15 protein-coding genes are annotated in these 20,404 nt (G+C 68.9%); 6 read left to right on the forward strand and 9 right to left on the reverse strand.

What is annotated here, in order from left to right; genetic code table 11:
• Positions 1 to 48 precede the first annotated feature (48 nt).
• From AB0I35_RS12350 to AB0I35_RS12360, 3 genes are all read left to right on the forward strand, one after another.
• Positions 49 to 2,511 (forward strand): DUF5682 family protein, encoded by a 2,463-nt coding sequence (locus AB0I35_RS12350; protein ID WP_357395848.1) that lies wholly within the window; start codon positions 49 to 51, stop codon positions 2,509 to 2,511.
• 187 nt (positions 2,512 to 2,698) lie between these two features.
• Positions 2,699 to 3,862: a VWA domain-containing protein gene (locus AB0I35_RS12355; RefSeq protein ID WP_357395849.1), complete on the forward strand. Its 1,164-nt coding sequence runs from the start codon at positions 2,699 to 2,701 to the stop codon at positions 3,860 to 3,862.
• Between the two features lie 69 nt (positions 3,863 to 3,931).
• Entirely contained in the window at positions 3,932 to 6,205 is a 2,274-nt protein-coding gene (locus tag AB0I35_RS12360) for an ADP-ribosylglycohydrolase family protein (protein ID WP_357395851.1), read from the forward strand.
• 123 nt (positions 6,206 to 6,328) lie between these two features.
• Here AB0I35_RS12360 and AB0I35_RS12365 read toward each other — a convergent pair whose 3' ends face one another.
• The 6 genes from AB0I35_RS12365 to AB0I35_RS12390 all read right to left on the reverse strand — a co-directional run bounded on the left by AB0I35_RS12365 (position 6,329) and on the right by AB0I35_RS12390 (position 13,929).
• Positions 6,329 to 8,860, reverse strand: a complete 2,532-nt coding sequence (locus tag AB0I35_RS12365) for an FtsX-like permease family protein (protein ID WP_357395852.1) — start codon at positions 8,858 to 8,860, stop codon at positions 6,329 to 6,331.
• Complete coding sequence (locus tag AB0I35_RS12370; protein ID WP_357395853.1) at positions 8,857 to 9,633, reverse strand: ABC transporter ATP-binding protein; 777 nt, start codon at positions 9,631 to 9,633, stop codon at positions 8,857 to 8,859. Before AB0I35_RS12370 ends, AB0I35_RS12365 begins: the two co-directional genes overlap by 4 nt.
• A gap of 55 nt (positions 9,634 to 9,688) precedes the next feature.
• Positions 9,689 to 10,600, reverse strand: coding sequence for a hydroxymethylglutaryl-CoA lyase (locus AB0I35_RS12375; RefSeq protein ID WP_357395854.1), 912 nt, complete (start codon positions 10,598 to 10,600; stop codon positions 9,689 to 9,691).
• Between the two features lie 163 nt (positions 10,601 to 10,763).
• The gene (locus AB0I35_RS12380) at positions 10,764 to 11,981 is read right to left on the reverse strand and encodes a CaiB/BaiF CoA-transferase family protein (RefSeq protein ID WP_357395855.1); all 1,218 of its coding nucleotides are present in this window, start codon (positions 11,979 to 11,981) and stop codon (positions 10,764 to 10,766) included.
• Positions 11,982 to 12,116: 135 nt separating this feature from the next.
• On the reverse strand, positions 12,117 to 13,058 hold the full coding sequence (locus tag AB0I35_RS12385) for a TauD/TfdA family dioxygenase (protein ID WP_357395856.1): 942 nt from the start codon (positions 13,056 to 13,058) through the stop codon (positions 12,117 to 12,119).
• A 100-nt stretch (positions 13,059 to 13,158) separates the two neighbouring features.
• Positions 13,159 to 13,929: a deoxyribonuclease IV gene (locus AB0I35_RS12390; RefSeq protein WP_067491328.1), complete on the reverse strand. Its 771-nt coding sequence runs from the start codon at positions 13,927 to 13,929 to the stop codon at positions 13,159 to 13,161.
• Between the two features lie 117 nt (positions 13,930 to 14,046).
• Here AB0I35_RS12390 and AB0I35_RS12395 point away from each other — a divergent pair, with 117 nt between their 5' ends.
• Both AB0I35_RS12395 and AB0I35_RS12400 read left to right on the forward strand, forming a co-directional pair.
• Positions 14,047 to 15,150: a protein kinase gene (locus AB0I35_RS12395; protein WP_357395857.1), complete on the forward strand. Its 1,104-nt coding sequence runs from the start codon at positions 14,047 to 14,049 to the stop codon at positions 15,148 to 15,150.
• 118 nt (positions 15,151 to 15,268) lie between these two features.
• Positions 15,269 to 17,056 carry a protein kinase gene (locus AB0I35_RS12400; RefSeq protein WP_357395858.1) on the forward strand — a complete coding sequence of 596 codons (1,788 nt, stop codon included), beginning with the start codon at positions 15,269 to 15,271 and terminating at the stop codon, positions 17,054 to 17,056.
• A gap of 130 nt (positions 17,057 to 17,186) precedes the next feature.
• On the opposite strand, the gene AB0I35_RS12405 is transcribed toward AB0I35_RS12400, so the two are convergent.
• Together AB0I35_RS12405 and AB0I35_RS12410 are read right to left on the reverse strand one after the other, a co-directional pair.
• Positions 17,187 to 18,005, reverse strand: coding sequence for a GNAT family N-acetyltransferase (locus AB0I35_RS12405; RefSeq protein WP_357395860.1), 819 nt, complete (start codon positions 18,003 to 18,005; stop codon positions 17,187 to 17,189).
• Positions 18,006 to 18,058: 53 nt separating this feature from the next.
• Complete coding sequence (locus AB0I35_RS12410; protein WP_067637588.1) at positions 18,059 to 18,346, reverse strand: hypothetical protein; 288 nt, start codon at positions 18,344 to 18,346, stop codon at positions 18,059 to 18,061.
• A gap of 255 nt (positions 18,347 to 18,601) precedes the next feature.
• Between AB0I35_RS12410 and AB0I35_RS12415 the strand changes: the two genes are divergently transcribed.
• Positions 18,602 to 19,186 (forward strand): hypothetical protein, encoded by a 585-nt coding sequence (locus AB0I35_RS12415; RefSeq protein ID WP_357395861.1) that lies wholly within the window; start codon positions 18,602 to 18,604, stop codon positions 19,184 to 19,186.
• Between the two features lie 81 nt (positions 19,187 to 19,267).
• On the opposite strand, the gene AB0I35_RS12420 is transcribed toward AB0I35_RS12415, so the two are convergent.
• On the reverse strand, positions 19,268 to 20,395 hold the full coding sequence (locus AB0I35_RS12420; RefSeq protein ID WP_357395862.1) for an acyl-CoA dehydrogenase family protein: 1,128 nt from the start codon (positions 20,393 to 20,395) through the stop codon (positions 19,268 to 19,270).
• Between the last annotated feature and the right edge of the window lie 9 nt (positions 20,396 to 20,404).

A 20,404-nucleotide genomic window follows, 5' to 3' on the forward strand; every position in this document is an offset into this window, starting at 1 on the left:
ACCCGCGCGACGGGGAGGACGGATCACACAGCACACATGGGGATTTCGATGAGCGAACAAACAGGCGGTACCCGGCCGGATCAGGCACGGGACGAGCCGGCGGCCGGTGAACCCGTGACGCGGGTGTTCGGTATCCGTCATCACGGGCCGGGGTCGGCACGGTCGTTGGCGCAGGCACTCGAGGAGTTCCGGCCGGACACGATTCTCATCGAGGGGCCCGCCGACGCCGATCCGCTGGTCGGTTTCGTCGCCGCCGACACGATGAGCCCACCGGTCGCCCTGCTGGCCTACGTCCCGGATTCGCCCGCCCGGGCCGCCTTCTGGCCCTTCGCGGTGTTCTCCCCGGAGTGGCAGGCCATGCGCTACGGCGTCGACAACGGTGTCCCGGTCCGCTTCTGCGACCTGCCCGCCACCAATGTCCTCGCCATCGAAGACGACACCCGCGTCGACCGCACCGATCCCTTGGCCGCCCTCGCTTCGGCCGCGGGCTTCGACGACGCCGAACGCTGGTGGGACGCGGTCGTCGAATCCGTCCCCGACACCGCTGCTTTCGACGCCATCACCGAAGCCATGGCGGCCCTGCGCGAAGACGCCCCGGGCGGCGGCCTCGCAGCCGGGACCGATTCGAACGATCCCGAGACGCCGACCCGCCGAGACGAACCTGCCACGCCGATCAGCTCGGACCAGCCCGCGGCCCACACCGAAGCGGACGACCGAGCGACATCGACCGATCCGTTGACGTCGTCGGACCGGGAGTCAGTCGAGAGTGCTGGGCTCGAGCACCTGCTGCCCGAAACGACGAGGGCCGGGCCGCTGGTGGTCGACGAGCACACCTTGCGACGCGAGGCGTACATGCGCCAGACGATGCGGCAGGTGCTCAAGGGCGGGGCTCGTCGGGTGGCGGTCGTGTGCGGGGCGTGGCACGCACCCGCGCTGGTGGGGCCGCTGGGTCCGGCGGCACCGGATATGCGTCTACTGAAGGGACTTCCGAAGACGAAAGCCGCTCTGACCTGGGTGCCGTGGACGCATTCCCGGTTGGCATCTGGCTCGGGGTACGGGGCCGGGGTCACCTCACCCGGCTGGTATCACCACCTGTTCACCGAGACCGAGCGGCCGGTGGCGCGGTGGTTGACGAAGGTGGCGGGGGTGCTGCGCGCACACGATCTGCCGGTGTCGAGCGCGCACATCATCGAGTCGGTTCGTCTGGCCGACACGCTCGCCGCGCTGCGTGGCAGGCCGCTGGCGGGGTTGTCGGAGGTCACCGAGGCCGTGCGGTCGGTGATGTGCGGCGGGGACGAGACCATGCTGCGGCTGGTCGTCGATGAGCTCGTCGTCGGCGAAACGCTCGGTGCGGTGCCGGAGAACACGCCGACCGTTCCGCTGGCCGCCGATCTGCGGGCACGCATCAAAACCCTTCGGCTCAAGCAGGAAGCCCTCGTCCGCACGGTCGACCTAGATCTGCGTAAGGAACGCGACGTCGAACGCTCGCACCTGCTGCACCGGCTGCGGCTGCTCGGCATCGAGTGGGGCACTCCGACCGTCGGTGAGGTGCGCAGCACCGGCACTTTCCGCGAAACCTGGTCGCTGCGTTGGGAACCCGAGTTCGAGGTGCGCATCGTGGAAGCCGCCGTGTGGGGCACCACCCTGCGCACGGCGGCGGAAGCCAAGATCCTCGACACGGCGAGCCGCGACGGTGTGTCGGTCACCGAACTCGCCGACGCGCTGGAGACGGCGCTGCTCGCCGACCTCGGCGGTGCCACCGACGGTCTGATCGCCCGCCTGGAGGCGGCCGCCGCCCTCGATCACGACGTCACCCATCTCCTCGGCGCTCTGCCCGGCCTGACCCGCACCCTGCGCTACGGCGACGTGCGCGGCACCGACACCAAGGCGCTCGAGCACGTGGCGGACGGCCTGCTCGTCCGCATCTGTGCCGGACTGCCGGGTGCGGTGACCGGTTTGGACACCGACGCCGCCGAGGCGCTGCGCCGCCAGATCGACGCCGCCCACACCGCCGTCAGCACCCGCGACGACACCCGCTCGACCACCGAGTGGTTGACCACCCTGCACCGCATCGCCGACCGCGACGACGTGCACGGCGCCATCGGCGGGCGCGCCGTTCGGCTGCTGTGCGACGCCGAACGCATCGACGACGCCGATTCGGCGCGCCGGCTCTCGGCGGCCTTGTCGGTCGGCAACACACCCGCTGCCAAGGCCGCCTGGATCGACGGGTTCCTCGGCGGCCGAGGACTCCTGCTCGTGCACGACCGAGACCTGTTGCGCCGCATCGACGACTGGCTGCGCGACCTCCCCGAAGACCAGTTCGTCGCCACCCTGCCCCTGCTACGGCGAACCTTCGGTTCCTTCGAATCGGGTGAACGCCGCGCCATCGGCCAAGCCCTGCGCGACACCGGCCCCACACCGGCCGTCGCCGCGAACGCGAGCGCTGTCGACCCGGTGCGCGGACAGCTGGCCCTGCGCGCCGCCGCGGCCATTCTGGGCGCCGCCGGATGAGCGCGTACCCCGATCCGACGGCCTTCGGACGCGGGGCCGTCCCGTACCTACTTCGGCTCGCCCACCGCGCGTTTCGGCATCGCACGGCGACCGAACCGGCGCCGGCCGGTGAACTCGCCGCCCTCGTCCCGGCGCACCTTCTTCGCCGTGCGCGACGAAACCGACTCGACCTCCAGGAGCGTCAACCATGACCGGTAACGACGAAACCCACGCTCGCCGTTGGCGTCTCGTGCTCGGTTCCGCCGCCGAGGAACAACTCGGCGGACTCGGGTCGGGGGCTGATCAGGCGATGGACCAGGCGCTCAGCGCCCTGTACAACACCGGTGAGGCCGGTACGTCGGCGAAAAGATCCGGCGGCCTCGGTGGTTCGGCTCCCCGGGTGGCGCGCTGGCTCGGTGACATCCGCACCTACTTTCCCGCCACCGTGGTCGAGGTGATGCAACGCGACGCGGTGCAGCGGCTCAACCTCACCCAGCTGCTGCTGGAACCGGAACTGCTGGAATCGGTGGAACCCGACGTGCACCTGGTCGGTACGTTGCTCGGTCTCAACCGGGTGATGCCCGAGACCACCAAGGCGACCGCCCGCATGGTGGTGGAGAAGGTCGTGCGCGAGATCGAACGACGCATCGCGGCCAAGACGGTGGCGGCCGTGTCGGGCGCGGTCAATCGGGCCGCGCGCACCCACCGCCCGAAACTGCGCGATATCGACTTCGACCGGACCATCCGCAAGAACCTGGTCAACTACCTGCCCGAACACCGAACCATCGTGCCCGAGCGACTCGTCGGGTACGGCCGCAAGTCGCAGGCGATCCAGCGCGACGTGGTGCTCGCGATCGACCAATCGGGGTCGATGGCGGCCAGCGTGGTCTACGCCTCGGTGTTCGGCGCGGTACTGGCCTCGATGCGGTCGCTGAAGACCTCGCTGGTGGTGTTCGACACCGAGGTCGTGGATCTCACCGAACAGCTCAGCGACCCGGTCGACGTGCTGTTCGGCACGCAACTCGGCGGTGGCACCGACATCAATCGGGCCATCGCCTACTCCCAATCGCTCATCACCCGGCCCACCGACAGCCTGTTCGTGCTCATCTCCGACCTCTACGAGGGCGGGGTACGCGAGGAGATGTTGCGCCGGTGCAATGCGATGAAGGAATCGGGCGTGCAGGTGGTGGTGCTGCTCGCGCTCTCCGACGAAGGCGCACCGGCCTACGATCACGACAACGCGGCGGCGCTCGCGGCGCTCGGCATCCCGGCTTTCGCCTGTACACCGGACAAATTCCCCGACCTTCTCGCCACCGCGCTCGACCGCGGCGACATCACCCGGTGGGCGCACACCCACGCACCGGCGGTGTGACAACGACTCGGCGAAGGCACGCGAGGCGATTAGGCTGCAGGCGATCGGATTCGGTGAACGGGGTGAGCGATGGTGCGGCGCGGGGCGGTTTTCGCCGGTTTCGTCATCGAACGAGAGCTGGGGCGCGGCGGGATGGGCGCGGTGTACGCGGCGAAGGACCGCAGGCTGCCACGCCTCACCGCGCTCAAGCTCATGCATCGGGAGTTGTTCGCCGACACCGAGATCCGGGCCAGATTCGAGCGTGAAGCCGATGTGATCGCCCAGCTCGATCACCCGAACATCATCACCGTCTACGACCGCGGCGTCGAGGACGAACGGTGCTGGATCGCCATGCAGTTCGTCGACGGAACGGACGCGGCGGCGGTTCCGGCGGCGGAGTTCGGGACCGACCGCATCGCCCAGATCGTCACCCAAACGGCAGGCGCGCTGGACTACGCGCACCGCCAGGGTGTGCTGCACCGGGATGTGAAGCCCGCCAATATCCTGCTCTCGCGCACGGCGGGCGTCGGCGCGGGTTTCGACGAACGGGTGGTGCTCACCGATTTCGGCATCGCCAAGCTCCTCGACGACAGCGGCGGCCTGACCCGCACCGGCCAGTTCACCGCCACCATCGCCTACGCCTCCCCGGAGCAGCTCAGCAGCGAACCACTCGACGGACGCGGCGACCAATACTCTCTGGCCTGCACCGTTTTTCGGCTGCTCACCGGTGCCGGTCCCTACGACGCGCCCAACCCCGCCACCGTCATGCTCGGCCACCTCAACGCCCCACCACCCTCGGCAAGCTCGCGGCGTACCAGCCTCCCCGCCGCCGTCGACGCGGTCCTGGCCAAGGCCCTCGCGAAGAACCCGGCCCACCGCTTCCCCACTTGCACCGCCTTCGCGACCGCACTCACCGAGGCGCTCCGCCGACCACCGCACACCGGGCAGCAACCGGCAGTGCGGCCGTACACGGGCGAACACCCGCAGGCACACCTCCGTAGCGACCCCACCGCTGTCAGCCGGCCCGTCCACCATGGCGCCGCCGCTCGCCCCGCCACCGGAACGGCCACACCCACCGCGAACCCGGCCGCGTCGGCGGGTATCCCGGTGATCCACACCGGCGATGGTTCGCCATCGCCGCCGCACGCGTCCCCTTCCCAGCAAAAACCGCACTCGGACAGCGGCAACGCGCAGCGCGCCGGTACCGCTCGGTCGCAGGGCCCGGCGGAATGGCTGAACGCCGTCCACGGTTGCCTGATCGGCGGTGCGGTCGGTGACGCGCTCGGTGCACCGATCGAGACCATGTCCCTGCGCCGGATCCGCGACGAGTACGGGTATCTCGGGGTGACCGACGAGGCCGACCAGCTCCGGATCTCCGAGGAGACGCAGTTGACCGCGTTCACCGTGGAGGCCCTCATCCGGGGTTCGGTGCGGGCGCGGGCCAAGGGCATCGGGGGTGCCACGCTCGGTCTGCTGCAGCAGGGAATGCTCGTGTGGTTGCGCGGGCAGGTGGGTGAGCTGCCCGACCAACCGACCGCCCTGCACAGCTCCCTGGCCGGTCACCGCGAACTGGTCGAACAGCGCGGCGTCGCGAACTCGGTGTACACCTCGCTGCGCGCGGCGGCCGAGCGGCGCGAGCCGACCAACCCGCTCGGCACCCGCGACCGGCCGATCAACAATTCCAAGGGCAGCGGCGCGCTGATGCGGTCGGCTCCGTGCGGATTCGGTTACGCCGCCGACCGTTCCGGTGCCGCGCTCACCGCCATCTTCGAATTGGGTTGCGACACAGCCGCGCTCACCCACGGACACCCGAGTGGCTGGCTGCCCGCGGGCGTGCTGGCGGCACTGGTCTATCAGATGAGCCGGGGAATCGGCACCAAGACCGCGCTGGACCGGGCATTGACCGAACTCGCGACCTACCCGAACCACGAGGAAACCACGGCCGCCCTCGAAACGGCGATCACCCTGGCCGCCCGCACGGCGCGGCCCGCACGTGTGCCACGCCCCGAAGACCTCGAGACCCTCGGCGAGGGCTGGATCGGCCCCGAGGCACTCGCCATCGCCGTGTACGCGATGCTGGCGGCGGAGACGGTCGGCGGACCCGGGCACGTGATCGTCCGCACCGGGCTGCTGCTGTCGGTGAACCACTCCGGCGACAGCGACGCCACCGGTTCGATCGCGGGCAGTCTGCTCGGCGCCCGCTACGGCCGCGGCGCCCTGCCGCACCGTTGGTCCCGCACCGTCGACGCCCGCCCGGTCCTCGAACGCCTGGCCACCGACTACTGCACCGAATTCGGCCTCACCCCACCACGAGACGAGCACGGCCAGCCCACCCGCGACTGGTTCGACCGCTACCCGGCCTGACCCAGACCGACGGGCCGAGGCACGCCGGTACCGTCCCCCCTACGGTGGCTCCGAATCACCCACCGCATTCCCCGATGAACTCTCGGTTTCACGGCGTGCCGAATGCCGAAAGGCTGACCGCTCCTACAGATCCGCGATAGCCGCCAACGGTGGCGTCCGCGCGGCCCGCACACCCGGCCACACCGCCGCCAGCACACCGACCACGCCCGAGGCGATCAACATCGCCACCAACTGCGACCACGGGATATCGATCTGATCGATGCCCATGTCGCGCAAGGTGCGCAGGAACCCGACGCCGAGGGCAACGCCGAGAAGCAGTCCGACGATGGCGCCGAAGATCGCGATCAACATGGATTCCAGGTAGATCGTGCGGCGAATCTGCGAACGCTGGGTGCCGACCGCGCGGAGCATGCCGATCTCCCGGCGACGTTCCACCACCGACAGGGCGAGGGTGTTGATGATGCCGAGCACCGCGATCACCACCGCCAGCGCGAGCAGACCGTAGAGGATGGCGAGCAGCGTATTGATCTGCTGCCCTTGTGCACCCTTGAACTGTTCGTGGTCCTGGACCTGCACCACGGCGAACGGTTCGGTGGCCTTCTCGAGGTTGGTCCGCATGGCGGTGAGATCGGCGCCCGGCACCGCCTTCACCAGCACGATCACGTTGGTGCGCAACTTCTGCGGCATCAATCGCTCGTAGAGGCGCGGGTCGACGACCATCGAACCGAGCAGTGGCGAGTCGACGTAGATGCCGCCGACGGTCAACTCGAGCTCGGCATTGTCGAGGCTGGTGATGGTCACCTTCTCGCCGAGCTCCCAACCGCGGTCGGCCGCTTCGGTTTCGCCGACCAGCAGGCCCTTCTCCGCGATGGTGCTCGAGCCTTCGCGCATCTCGATGTCCATCACCGGATCGATCGGTCCGTCGAGTGTGGTCGCGCCGACCCGTTCGTCGCCGAGCCGGAACCCGACCGCCCGGATGCCGGTGACATCACTGACCTGCGGAACCTGCTGGCGCACGGCGTCCACCGCGCCGATCGCCGCGCCGATCATCGGCGGACCGGCCAGCACGTATTCGGCCTTCACACCCTTGTCGATCAGCACGTCCACGCTGGTTTTCGCCGACGCACCGAGGATGCCGATGGCCGAGACCAGCATCAGACCCAGCGTCAGCGCGAAGGCGGTGGCGGCGGTGCGGCGTGGATTGCGCACCGCGTTGTTGCGCGCCATCCGGCCCATCGGCCCGAACGGCCGGGTCAGCACACCGAGCACCACCACCACGGGCCGCGACAGCGCGGGCGCGGCGAGCAGTACGGCCAGGATCAAGCCGAGCGCGCCCACTCCGACGGTGATCGCCGCGCTCTTGCCCGTACCCTGCGCGCCGAGGTAAACCAGCAAACCGCCCGCCACGGCGAGCACCGCACCGATGACGGTACGCACCCGCAACGACTCACCCGCACTGGCGAATTCGGACCGCATCGCCTCCACCGGCGGCACCTTCGCGGCGCGGCGGGCAGGTGCGTAGGCACTGGCCACCGTCACCAGCAACCCGACGAGCAGCGCGACGATCGCGGTGCGCGGCAACACCGTCAGCGAACCGGTCGGCAAACCGAGATCGAAGGCATTGAGCAACGCCGACAACCCGAACGCCAGCGCGATACCCGCCGCCAAGCCGATCGCACTGCCGATCAGCCCGATCACCACGGCCTCGGCGACCACGGACCGGCCCACCTGCTGACGGCTCGCCCCGATCGCGCGCAGCAACGCGAGCTCACGCAACCGCTGCGCGACGATCATCGAGAAGGTGTTGTAGATGATGAACGTGCCGACGATCAGCGCGATCGCACCGAACGCGAGCAGGAAGTAGTTGATGAAGGTGAGCGCCTCGGAGATCTCCTTCTTCATGTCCTCGCGGACCTCGTCGGAGTTCTGCACCTTCAGGTTCGGCAGGCCGGCGGCGAGCCGATCGCGCAGGTCGTCGGCCGAAACACCCGGTGCGGCACGGATATCGGCATAGGCCACGTAGTTGCCGTCGGTGAACAGTTTGCGGCCCTGCGGTTCGGTGAACATCACCGCGACCACCCCGCCGCCCTCGGCGCCCGGCATCTCGTAGATGCCGGTGAGCGTCACCTCGAACGGGTCGCCCTTGGACGGGACGAGCACCTTGGTCTTGTCGCCGACCTTCAGCCCGGCCTTCTCGGCACCGCCGGTGTTGAGCGCGATCTCGCCGGTCTGTGACGGCGGCGCGCCCGCGACGAACTTCTCCGGCTCCTCGACGGCCTGGTCCGGCGGCAGGTACGACAGACCGAAGCTGGGGGCGCCACCGGTCTGGACGGCCTTCTTGCCGTCGGGTTGCAGCAGCACGACCGGGCCGTTCACCGCCGGGGCGACGCGTTCGACGCCGTCGGCCTTGGCCAGCGCGGCGACGATATTGTTCGGCACGCCGAGCGACTGCTGGTCCTTCGGGCCGACGCGCACGTCGACGCCCTGGGCCTGGCCTGCGAAGATCCCGTCGAAGGTGCGCTGCAGGGTGTCGGTGAACACGAACGACCCGGAGATGAACGCGGTGCCCAGCACCACCGACAGCACCGTCAGAGCCAACCGCACCTTGTGCGCGGCGAGATTACGCAAGGCGACCTTGCGCATGGGGTTGTTCATTTGGTCTCCAGCGCCTTCATCCGGTCGAGGATCGAGTCCTGCGTCGGATCGCGCAGCTCGTCGACGATGCGGCCGTCGGCGAGGAACACCACCCGGTCGGCGTAGGCCGCCGCGCGCGGGTCGTGGGTGACGATCACGACGGTCTGGCCGAACTCGTCGACCGAGGCGCGCAGGATCGAGAGCACCTCACCGGAGGAGTGCGAGTCGAGATTGCCGGTCGGTTCGTCACCGAAGATGATCTCCGGTTTGCCGACCAGCGCGCGGGCACACGCCACGCGCTGCTGCTGACCACCGGATAGTTCGCTCGGCCGATGGGTGAGCCGGTCGGCCAGCCCGAGCCGCTTCACCACGGTGTCGAGCCAGTCCTGATCTACCTTGCGGCCCGCGATGTCGAGCGGGAGGGTGATGTTCTCCAGCGCGGTGAGCGTGGGAACCAGGTTGAACGCCTGGAAGACGAATCCGATGCGGTCGCGGCGCAGCGCGGTCATCTGTTTGTCGGACAGTCCGGTGAGCGCGGTGTCACCGATGCGGACCTCGCCCGCGCTGGCGCTGTCGAGGCCGGCCAGGCAGTGCATGAGGGTCGATTTGCCCGAACCGGACGGTCCCATGATGGCCGTGAACTCGCCGCGCGCGAAGTCGGCCGACACCCCGTCGAGGGCCTTGACCTGGGTATCTCCCGAGCCGTACAGCTTCACCAGGTCCTGTGCTGCGGCGGCGGTCTCGGTAGCGGCCGCCGACTCGACGGCCTCGGTCCCCATGGGGTGTGAAGTCATGGTGTCCAGTCTGGCGGCCGACCGTCACCGGCGCCATCCGGGATCCCCCCGATACCTACCGGATGACCCACTCGAAGGCGTCGGCTTTCGACCGCGCTCCCTCGGCCGTGCGCGAGCGGTTGGGTTCGCCCAGCTCGCCGAGCAACTCCTCGGTCAGCCCCACCAGCCGCGCCAGCTTCTCGGGACCGAACCAGGACGGGCGGGTCGCGAACAGGATGTCCTCGGTCGCGGTGTTGCCGCTGGCACCCGGTGCGAACGGGCACCCGCCGAGGCCGCCGAGGGCACCGTCGACCATCTCCGCGCCCGCCTCGATCGCGGCGAGGGTGTTGGCCACGCCCATGCCCCAGGTGTCGTGCCCGTGGAAGACGATGCGGCGCGGCGGGGTGGTGTCGCGCACGGCGCCGACCAGCGCGCGCACTTCGCCGGGTGCGGCCTGGCCGAGGGTGTCGGCGAGGACGATGTCGGTGGCGCCTTCGGTGCGTGGGTCGCGGGCGATGGCCAGCACCCGTTCGGGGTCGACGGGCCCGTCGAACGGGCACGTGAAACTGGTGGCCAGGCACAGCTGGATCGAGCCGTTCGCCTCGTGCGCCAGCCGGATGGCGTCGGGCATGGCGGCCACCGACGTCTCGGTGTCGCGCCCGATATTGGCCTTGTTGTGGGCGTCCGACACCGAGAAGCAGTACTGGAAGTTGCGTGCCCCCGCCTCGGCGGCCTTCTCCACATGCCGTGGCGTGGCCACCCACACCCAGCATTTCGCCAGCTCGGCAGGGGTGAGGGCGGCGATCAGCTCGAGCGAGTTGGCCATCGGCGCGACCAGATCGGGACGGGCCATCGAACCGATCTCGAGCGCGGGCACACCGGCGGCGAGCAACCGGCGCACCACGTCGATCTTGTACTCCACCGGCAGCACCTTGCCGGTGAGCTGCAACCCGTCACGCAGGGTGACGTCGCGCAGCAGCGCGGTCATCGCCGGTGCTCCGGTTCTTGCGTGGGCACGCACATCACCCCGCCGCACGGTTTGTCACCGACACTGGCCGGGGTCGGGTGCACCGTCGGACGCACATGGCCCGGACCGCGCGGTTCCCACTTGCTGCGCACCGGCGGGCGGCGCCGACCGTGTACTCGTCTGGTCACGATGCCTCCAGCGCGTCGATCTGATCGTCGGTCATCCCCAGCAGCCCACCGAGCACCTCCCTGGTGTGCTCGCCGAGGTCGGGGCCGACATTGCGGATCGGCAGCGACTCACCCCCGATCACGGGGACGATGCCGGTGAAACCCACCTGTTTGGGTTCGGGCTCGCCCACCTCGACCGGGAACGACTGGATCATGTTTCTTGCTCGATACTGCTCGTCGGCCACGATATCGGCCGCGGTGTAGATCGGACCGCACGGTATGGCAGCGGCGTCGAGCAATTTCAGCGCCTCGTCCCTGGTGTGGCGCACCGTCCATTCGGCGATGGCCGCGTCGAGACGCTCGCGATTGCGCCAGCGACCGGCGTTGTCGGCCAGTTCCGGGTCGACGGCCAGGTCGGGACGGTCGATGACCTGCATGTATCGCTGGAAGATGGCATCGCCGTTGCCACCGATGATGATGCTGAAGCCGTCGCTGGTCGGGTAGGCGTTGCTCGGGGCGATGCCTTCCATGCGGCCGCCCACCCGTTCCCGGTTGATGCCGTAGGCCAGATGGTCGGGCACCAGCGACTCCATCACCGACAGGATCGACTCGTTGAGCGCCACGTCGATGATGCGTTCGGCCTGGGGCACCCGGCCGATGCGTTCGCGTTGGAACAGGGCCATGACAGTGCCGAACGCGGCGTAGATGCCCGCGATGGAGTCACCGATGGACACCCCGACACGCACCGGCGGCCGATCGGGATCGCCGACGAGTTCCCGCAGCCCACCCACGGCCTCGGCCACGGCGGCGAAACCCGGCCGCGACGCCATCGGACCGGTCTGCCCGTAGGCCGAGATCCGGGTGATGACCAGGTTCGGATTCACCTGCTCGAGCACGTCGGGCCCGAGTCCCCACTTCTCCAGCATTCCGGGCCGGAAGTTCTCGAGCAGCACATCGCAGTGCGCGAGCAGGTCGAGCACGACGTCACGGCCCGCCTGGGTGCGCAGGTCGAGCACGATCGACTTCTTGTTGCGGTTCACCGTGCGATACAGCATGGAGGTGTCGCCGCCGTAGAGCCGCCAATTCCGTAGCTCGTCGCCGGTGCCGGGCCGTTCGACCTTGATGACCTCGGCACCGAAATCACCGAGGATACGACCGGCGGTAGGAGCGGCCACGTAGTTGCCGAGTTCCAGGACGCGAACACCGTCCAACGGCCGAATACACTTATCCGCCACCCGGCAACTCTAGCCGATCCGCCTCCCCGCGACTCTGGCCGGACTCAGGTGCGGGGAGACTTGGGGACGCGGCAAACTTTGGGGCATGTGGTGAGTTGGCCCGTGCCTGGTGAGTTACCCATGTGCTCGCGTTGATCAGGCCACACTTTCCCCCAGGGCGGCCAGGTCGTCGGGGACGTCGATGATCGAGTAGTCCTCGGCGTTGCCCTGCAGCGACTTGCTTGCCTGTCCGTCGACACCGACCGGAATGTCGCCGGCCAGGGTGATCCGGGTGAGGCGGCGTGGCTGGTCGTCGTAGTCGTCGATCGCGTAGTGCTGGGTGGCGCGGTTGTCCCAGATGGCGACATCGCCGTCGGCCCAGTTCCAGCGGGTGGTGTTCTCGAGCCGGGTCACCCGATCCTGGAACAGGCGGAACAGTGCCTGGGACTCACTGGTCGACAAACCGACGAAGTTCTTCACGAAATGCCCGAGCAGCAAGGCACGCTCCCCGGTCTCCGGATGCACCCGGACGACCGGATGCTCGGTCTCGAAGTACGTCGACTGGAACTCGGCTCGGTACTGCTCGGACTTCGGCCGGAGCGGCTCCACATTCTTGGCCGCGTAGTCGTACACATTGGTGTGCACAGCACGCAGGTTGTCGGCGAGCAGCTTCAGCGGCTCGGGCAGCGAGTTGTAGGCGGCCACCGTCGACGCCCAGGTCGTCGAACCGCCGTAGGTGGGCAGATACTCCGCCCGCAGGATCGACGCCTTCGGGATCCGGTCGACGAACGTGACGTCGGTGTGCCACGAATTGGCGCGACCGTTCTCGGAGTCGATGGCCAGGCTCTTCACCCCCTGCGACTTCACCGTGGGATGCGGGGTGGTCGGGCTGCCGAGCAGCTGTGCGAACTCGTGCTGACCGTCTTCGGTGAGATGGTCCTGACCACGGAAGAAGATCACCTTGTGCTCGTTGAGCGCGCGCCGGATCGTGGCGACGGTCGCCGCGTCCAGCGCACCGCCGAGGCGGACGCCGTCGACCTGGGCGCCGATGTGGGCGCCGAGCTTGGTCACGGTCAGGGTGGCCTGATCGACCGTCATGGGGGATCACCTCTGTCTGTTGTGGATTCGGGTAGGCGTCAAGCACACCGCGAACCCACTCGAACAGACAGGTTTTCTCGCCGGCTGATCCGAAACGTCCTCAGCCCAGGGTTTCCCGCAGGTAGGCCAGGTCGTCGGCGACGCCGTCGACGGGGGTTTCGAGGATGACGGGGGCGCCCGCGGTGCGGCAGACCTCGGCGAGCAGCTGCGGGTCGATGGTGCCGTCGGCGAAGTTGGCGTGCCGGTCGGCGCCGGAGTCGAACTCGTCGCGCGAGGAGTTCAGGTGCACCAGGTCGATACGGCCGGTGATGGCCTTGATCCGCTCGACCACGCCGACGAGTTCCTCGCCACCGGCCCAGGCGTGACAGGTGTCGAGACAGAAGCCGGCACCGTAGTCGCCGACGGCGTCCCACAGCCGGGCGATCGAGTCGAAGTGCCGTGCCATCGCGTGGTTGCCGCCCGCGGTGTTCTCGATCAGGATCGGCACGGCGAAGCCGCCCTTGTCCTGCTGGCGTTCGAACAGTTTGCGCCAGTTGTCGATTCCGGTGTCGATCTCGGCGTCGGAGCGCACGTGCCCGCCGTGCACGACCAAGCCGAACGCGCCGAGTTCGGCGGCTGCCTTCGCCTGCTGGGCGACCGCGTTGCGCGAGGGCATCCGCAGCCGGTTGTTCAGGCTGGCCACATTGATCTGATAGGACGAGTGCACGACCACGTCGATCGGGCTGGCCAGGATCTCGGCCGCCTTCGGATGCGGCTGCGGTTTGTCCCAGCTCTGCGGATCGACTACGAACATCTGGATGACCTCGGCGCCGAGCTTCTCGCCGAATCCGATCGGATCGCCCTCGTCGCGAACGTGTGCTCCAATGCGCATAGCTGACACCCTAATCCGCGGCACCGACAAGGTCGGAAGATGTTGCATGTGGGAGGCGGCAGGAGATACATCGGTAGAATTTCGACGGGTGCTCTGCCCTGGAGGGGGTGACTTCGCGTGTTGGTCAAAGGCGACGTGTTCGCCGGCTACACGATTCGGCGTGTGCTCGGCCACGGTGGCATGGGCGTGGTGTATCTGGCCCGGCATCCGCGTTTGCCACGCCTCACCGCGCTCAAACTGCTCAGCCGCGATCTGTCCTCCGACGAGGAGATCCGCCGCCGGTTCGAACGCGAGGCCGACCTGGTCGCCCAGCTCGAGCACCCCAATATCGTCAATGTCTACGACCGCGGCACCGACGACGACCAGCTGTGGATCTCCATGCAGTTCGTCGCGGGTACCGACGTGGCGACCGCCGATGTGAACGTGCTGACCCCCGGCCGCGCCGTGCAGATCGCCGCCGAGACCGCCACCGCGCTCGACTTCGCGCACGCGAGCGGGGTCCTGCACCGCGACGTGAAACCGGCGAACATCCTGCTCGCCAAACCGCCCATCGGCCGCCCGGAGCGGGTGGTTCTCACCGACTTCGGCATCGCGGCGGTGCGCGACAGCGAGACCACCCTGTCCTCGGCGGGCTCCATCACCGCCACCCTCGCCTACGCCGCACCCGAACATCTGGCCGGTGGCCCGATGGACCATCGCGCCGACCAGTACTCGCTGGCCTGCACCCTGTTCTGGATGCTCACCGGCTCGGTGCCGTTCCCCGGACCGAGCCCGGCGGCGGTGATCCAGGCGCACATGAGCACCCCGGTCCCGCCGCTGCGCAGCCTGCGTCCCGACCTGCCGTCGACGCTGGACGCGGTGCTGGCCAGGGCAACCGCCAAGCACCCGGCGGCCAGATACGCCAGTTGCACCGAGTTCGCCGACGCGGCCAAGGCGGCGCTGTTCGCCGTGCCGGGACCGTGGCATCACCAGCCGCAGTACACCTCGAGCGGTGTGGTGCTGCGCGCGAGGGAAACCCCGCGGCCCTATCCGGCGCCGCGACCGTCGACTCCCGCGCAGCCGTATCCGCACGTCGCGCAGCCGCGTACCCAGCGCCCGTCGACGGGAGGGAATCCGGTTCCGCCGAGGCGCCCGGCCACCCGGCCGGGAACCATCGACTTCCCCGGTGGCCGTAACCATCCCGGTTACATCGTGCCGCCGCAGCACCGGCGCCCACCGTGATCGTGTGCCCGCAGTTCGCGGGCCCCGTCGGTGTGGTCACCGACTGCTATGGTTTCGATGATTTTCGGTACGCGCGTGCGCTGGTGGGTCCCGGCGCACGGCGGGAAGTGGAGCAGACATGCTGGCCAACGGAGATGTCTTCGCCGGTTATGTCATCGAACGGCAGCTCGGCCGCGGTGGCATGGGTTCGGTCTATCTCGCCAAGCACCCGCGCCTACCGAGACTCACCGCGCTGAAGCTGCTCAACCGCGAGATGTTCTTCGACCAGGAAGTGCGTGCGCGTTTCGAACGTGAGGCCGACCTGGTCGCGCGCCTCGATCACCCGAACATCGTCACCGTGTACGACCGGGGCCTCGACGACGAGCAGCTCTGGATCTCCATGCAGTACATCGACGGTATCGATGCCGCCTCGGTGGAACCGCAGTCGCTGCCACCGGCGCGCGCGCTGCAGATCGTGAAGGAGACCGCCGACGCGCTGGACTACGCGCACGGCATGGGTGTGCTGCACCGCGACGTGAAACCCGCGAACATCCTGCTCGCCCGCTCGGGCGCGGGCCGTGGCGAACGCGTGTATCTCACCGACTTCGGTATCGCCCGCCTGCGTGACGACACCGGTCATCTCACCCAGACCGGCACCTTCACCGCCACCCTCGCCTACGCCTCCCCCGAGCAGCTCACCGGCGCCGCCCTCGATCACCGTTCCGACCAGTATTCGCTGGCCTGCACGCTGTTCTGGCTGTTCACCGGTTCCGGCCCGTTCGCGGCGACCAACCCGGCCGCGGTGATCCAGGGTCATCTGCAGCAACCGCCGCCGCCGCTGAGCAGTGTGCGTGCGGGTCTGCCGCCCGCGCTCGACGGCGTGCTGGCCAAGGCGATGTCCAAGCGCCCCGACGACCGGTTCGCCTCGTGTTCGGATTTCGCCGCCGCCGCGATCGCCGCGCTGGACAATCCGAGCTCACCCGCGCTGCCACTCGCCCGCCCGAGCACGGGACCGGGGATGCCGATCACCGGCGGCCCTCGGCCCACCACGGGTGGCGCGATCCCGCAAACCGGTTCGCCGTATCCCCTTGCGGCGCAGGGCCCGATGACGGGCGCCGGAATGACCGGCAACGCGATGACGGCCGGTCCGATGGGTACCCCCGCGCACACCCAGGGCCCGATGACCGCGCCGCCGATGCGCAACCAGACACCCGCGCCACACACCGGCGGCGCCTACAGCCAGCAGTCGCACCCGCAGTTCGCGGCGCCGCGTCAGCCCACGGGCGGCAACTACACCCAGTACCCGCAGCGGCCACCGACGAAGTCCAACACCGGGCTGATCGTCGGCATCGTGATCGCCGTCGTATTGGTGCTGGCCCTGTTGATCGGCATCGGTGTCGCGGCGAGCGGGGGCGATTCGAGCACCGCGGCGACCACGTCGACGACCACGACCACCGCGGTCAAGCACGTCACCCCCGACGCCGCCGCGATCAGCGCCGAGTTCAGCCGGATGGTTCCGCCCGATGTCGACAGCGAGACCGGCTACAACGGCGCCACCTGCTGGGAGACCGATCCCAGCTACACCCCGACGGACAACGACGGCGATCCGCAGTTCGGTTCATGGGTGTGGCAGTGGCGCTGCTACGGCGGCGGTGACGAGCAGGACAACGACCCGTTCTACCGCTTCTACGTGTACAACTCGGCCGCCGACGTGCAGGCGGTGATCGACGGCCTGCCCGCCAACACCAAGTCGACCGACACCAACGGCGGCAAGCAGTACACCAACTACAAGTACTCCGACAACGGAAACAAGATCATCACCGTGTTCACCGGCGATCCGGATCGGGCCCAGTTCCTGATGTTCACCGACAGTTACGGCGAGCCCGAGGACGTGCTGCGCTGGTGGCGTTCGGCCCCGCTGAACTGATGCGGGAGACGACGGGCGTCTTCGCCGGGTGTCGAGGACGATCCGTCGCGGAGGCCTATCTCGGCCCGAAGCGGACCTCGCGCTGGCAGGGCTCGGTCATGGGCTGGCTGTCGCTGATCCTTCGCCGCGCTCAGCGGCTGAGTTCGTAGTTCAGGAAGTCACGCACGGGCCGGAACCCGATGTCCTCGTAGATCTTGTTCGACGTCGGGTTGGCCAGATCGGTGAACAGGCAGACGTCGGCGCCCTCGGCCCGGATCGCCGCCGACACCGCCGCGGTGAGCGCGCTGGCGTACCCGTTGCCACGCAACGCGGCCGGGGTGTAGACCGGCCCGATCCGCGCCCAGCCGAACACTTCGGGCTGCCGGGCGACGAAGCTGCGTGGTACGTCGTCGGCCTCCCACAGCCACCACCATCCGCGTCCGATCAATCGCAGCGCCCGTTCTTCGTCGAGCGCGCGCACGGCACCGATCTCGCGGTCGAAGTCGGCGAACCATGCCAGGCACAGCTCCACGTCGTTCGCGGTGGCCCGCCGGGCGACGCCGGGGACCTCGGGCACGTGCGGGGTTTCGAGCCGATAGAGCCGCGCGGTGTAGTCCAGGCGGTGCGTGCCGCGGTATGCCGCCGACCAGTGGGCGAGGAATGCGTCGACTTCGGCGCTGGAACCCTCGACGCTGCGCAGGTTCTCGCTGTGCTCGACGAGGGTGTCGACCACGGCCGGGATGCTCGCGGCGGGCAGGTCGCCCAGGTAGGCGCGGCCGTCGTCGGTGCACTGCGCGAGCCCGACGACGTGCTCGTCGCGCACCGCCAGGAATCGGGTGCCCGAGAAGTTGCCGTTGATCTGATTGACGACGCTGCTCGCGATCACCGTGTTGCGCAGGCCGTCACGGCGCAGGAAGGTCTCGACCTCGGGCAGGAACCGGGCGGCGTCACCGGTGATATCGATTCGCACCACATCGACGGTAGCGCTTACCCGTCGGTGGTGGAATCGGATCATGCAGTGGCTCAGGCGGTTTCGCGCGGCTCCTGATCGGCGCGCAGCTTGAGCAGGATCAGGCCCGCGGTGCAGGCCAGGATCAGGCCCGCCACCGTGATCTCCACGTGCAGCCCGGCGATGCCGAGGCCGGCGCCGACGAGTCCGCCGACGAAGAACAACCAGCCGAGTACCCGGGCCACGACAGCGAACGCGCCGTTGCCCGGCGGGGTTGCGGTGTCGGGTGTCTCGGGGGCCTCGGTGGCCGGATCGGGGTTCGCCTCGGCCGTTTCCAGCCGGGGTGTCGAATAAGCTCCCATCAGACTCTCCTCGATGACGCCGATCTGATTCTTGCGTCGCGCAAACCTCGCGCGTCAGGGGTTTCGGTCCGGGCGTCTCATGCGTAACTTTGCTCACACACGCTACGACCCTCTCGCTACGAAAGCCCGCGACACGTCACCACGACACGCTTACGAGACCAATCCGATATCTGAATCATTCATGTTTACAATGAGCCGATTTTTCCGGGCTGCACTACTGTGAGGCGACCCGAAGCCGACGAGGAGTACAAGGCGATGGAAGACAGCAGGGCCAAGCTCGTAGGTCCGGCAATCGCTGTTGGCGCGGTGTCGCTCGGACTGATCGTGATCGGTGCGTGCGGCGTCGGACAGCAGGACGTCTACGTGACGCCGCCGCCGCTGCAGGCCGGACTGGCCGCGGCACCGAGCCAGGTCGCCGACGACCCGACCTCCACCACGGTCCGCGTCTCGATCCCACCGTCGCCGACCTGGCGCATCGCCCCGTACATGTCGCCGCGCAAGCCCTTCAGCCTCAGCTCCACCGAGACCTCCCCCTCGGAGACCCCCGCACCGGACGAACCGACGAGCGAGAGCCACCCCACCGAGGCGACAACCGAATCCCGCCCGCCGGAAACGACCACCGAGTCCCCCGAGACCACCACCGAGGACTCGACGCCGACCACCACCCGCCCGCCGCGCACCACACCACCCACCCGCACGGTGAGCCCCCCACGCACCCGCCCGACCTACGAGGGCGAGTTCGAAGACTCCGACTTCCCCACCACCAACGCCCACGACAACACCACCCGCACCCCCGAACCCACCACAGCCCCACCGACGACCACCCAGGCCGACGGCTGACCGGACTCGGTGCGCTCACCGGATCTCCCGGGCAAGAAAATGGTGCGCACCCACCCGGGGGCACGCACCATCAGTGGTCTTCTACAACTCCGGCAAGTCGTAACTGTCGACGCGATCGGCGAGCACCCGCCGGTGTTCCAGTTCTCCGCCGAGGGTCTGGCCGATCGCGGTGAGGCGGGCGACGTAGTGGCTCACCGGGTATTCGGCGGTGACGCCGATTCCGCCGTGCATCTGGATGGCCTCGCGGCCGATGTGGGCGGCGGACTTTCCGATCTGCAGGCGGGCGCGGGAGGCGACGATCGGGTCGTGGGAGCCGTCGGCGAGGGCAGCGGTGATGTAGAGGTTCATGCTGCGGGCCAGTTCCAGTGAGACGTAGCAGTCGGCGGCGCGCTGGGTGAGGGTCTGGAACTTCGACAGGGTCACGCCGAACTGTTTGCGCGACTTCAGATAGTCGGTGGTCGAGGTGAGTGCCATCTGCATGGCACCGACCGATTCCGCGCACAGCGCCGCCTGGGCGTAGCCCTGGGCGAGTGCGATCTGCTCGGCCGCGTCGACGGTGTCGCCGAGCAATTCGCCCGGCGCCGAGGCGAAATCGAACTGGGCGCCGCGGCGTCCGTCGAAGGTGCGGTAGGTGCGCCGGTGCACGCCGGTGCCGGTGGGGTCGACGAGGAACAGGCCGACACCGCCGCCGGGAAGTATCGCGCTGACGATCAGCTGATCGGCGCAATCACCGCGCGGGACCGGGTTCTTCACACCGGAAAGGGTGTACGAATCACCCTGCTGCTCGGCGGTTGTGGTGACCTCGGTGGACGGCCAGCGTTGTCCCGGTTCGGCATGGGCGAAAGCGAGCAGGACGGTGCCCTCGGCGAGCGCGGGCAGCAGCCGGTGGCGCTGGTCGCCGCTGCCGGTGAGCCGGATCAGCTCGGCCGGAACGACCACGGCGTCGAGCACCGGTTCCGGGGCAAGCGCACGGCCCAGTTCCTCCTGCACGAGCATGGCTTCGACGGGGCCCGCGCCGACGCCGCCGTCGTCCTCGGGGATGGTCAGGCCGAGGACGCCGAGGTCGGCGAGTTGCTTCCAGACCGTGCGGCTCCAGCCGGGATCGGTGTCACCCGCCTTGGTGAGGGCCTCGCTGTCGTAGAACCGGTGCAGCAGTTCGCGCACGGTGTCACGCAGCATCGTCTGTTCTTCGGTCAGTGCCAGATCCATGTCAGCGCC

It is taken from the genome of Nocardia sp. NPDC050378 (genome assembly GCF_040655675.1).
Classification (GTDB): domain Bacteria; phylum Actinomycetota; class Actinomycetes; order Mycobacteriales; family Mycobacteriaceae; genus Nocardia; species Nocardia coubleae.

Bases quoted from the DNA above. Each gene is read 5' to 3' on its own strand.
- AB0I35_RS12350 (WP_357395848.1), top strand. From the start codon at position 49: ATGAGCGAACAAACAGGCGGTACCCGGCCGGATCAGGCACGGGACGAG.
- AB0I35_RS12355 (WP_357395849.1), top strand. From the start codon at position 2,699: ATGACCGGTAACGACGAAACCCACGCTCGCCGTTGGCGTCTCGTGCTC.
- AB0I35_RS12360 (WP_357395851.1), top strand. From the start codon at position 3,932: ATGGTGCGGCGCGGGGCGGTTTTCGCCGGTTTCGTCATCGAACGAGAG.
- AB0I35_RS12365 (WP_357395852.1), bottom strand. From the start codon at position 8,860: ATGAACAACCCCATGCGCAAGGTCGCCTTGCGTAATCTCGCCGCGCAC.
- AB0I35_RS12370 (WP_357395853.1), bottom strand. From the start codon at position 9,633: ATGACTTCACACCCCATGGGGACCGAGGCCGTCGAGTCGGCGGCCGCT.
- AB0I35_RS12375 (WP_357395854.1), bottom strand. From the start codon at position 10,600: ATGACCGCGCTGCTGCGCGACGTCACCCTGCGTGACGGGTTGCAGCTC.
- AB0I35_RS12385 (WP_357395856.1), bottom strand. From the start codon at position 13,058: ATGACGGTCGATCAGGCCACCCTGACCGTGACCAAGCTCGGCGCCCAC.
- AB0I35_RS12390 (WP_067491328.1), bottom strand. From the start codon at position 13,929: ATGCGCATTGGAGCACACGTTCGCGACGAGGGCGATCCGATCGGATTC.
- AB0I35_RS12400 (WP_357395858.1), top strand. From the start codon at position 15,269: ATGCTGGCCAACGGAGATGTCTTCGCCGGTTATGTCATCGAACGGCAG.
- AB0I35_RS12410 (WP_067637588.1), bottom strand. From the start codon at position 18,346: ATGGGAGCTTATTCGACACCCCGGCTGGAAACGGCCGAGGCGAACCCC.
- AB0I35_RS12415 (WP_357395861.1), top strand. From the start codon at position 18,602: ATGGAAGACAGCAGGGCCAAGCTCGTAGGTCCGGCAATCGCTGTTGGC.
- AB0I35_RS12420 (WP_357395862.1), bottom strand. From the start codon at position 20,395: ATGGATCTGGCACTGACCGAAGAACAGACGATGCTGCGTGACACCGTG.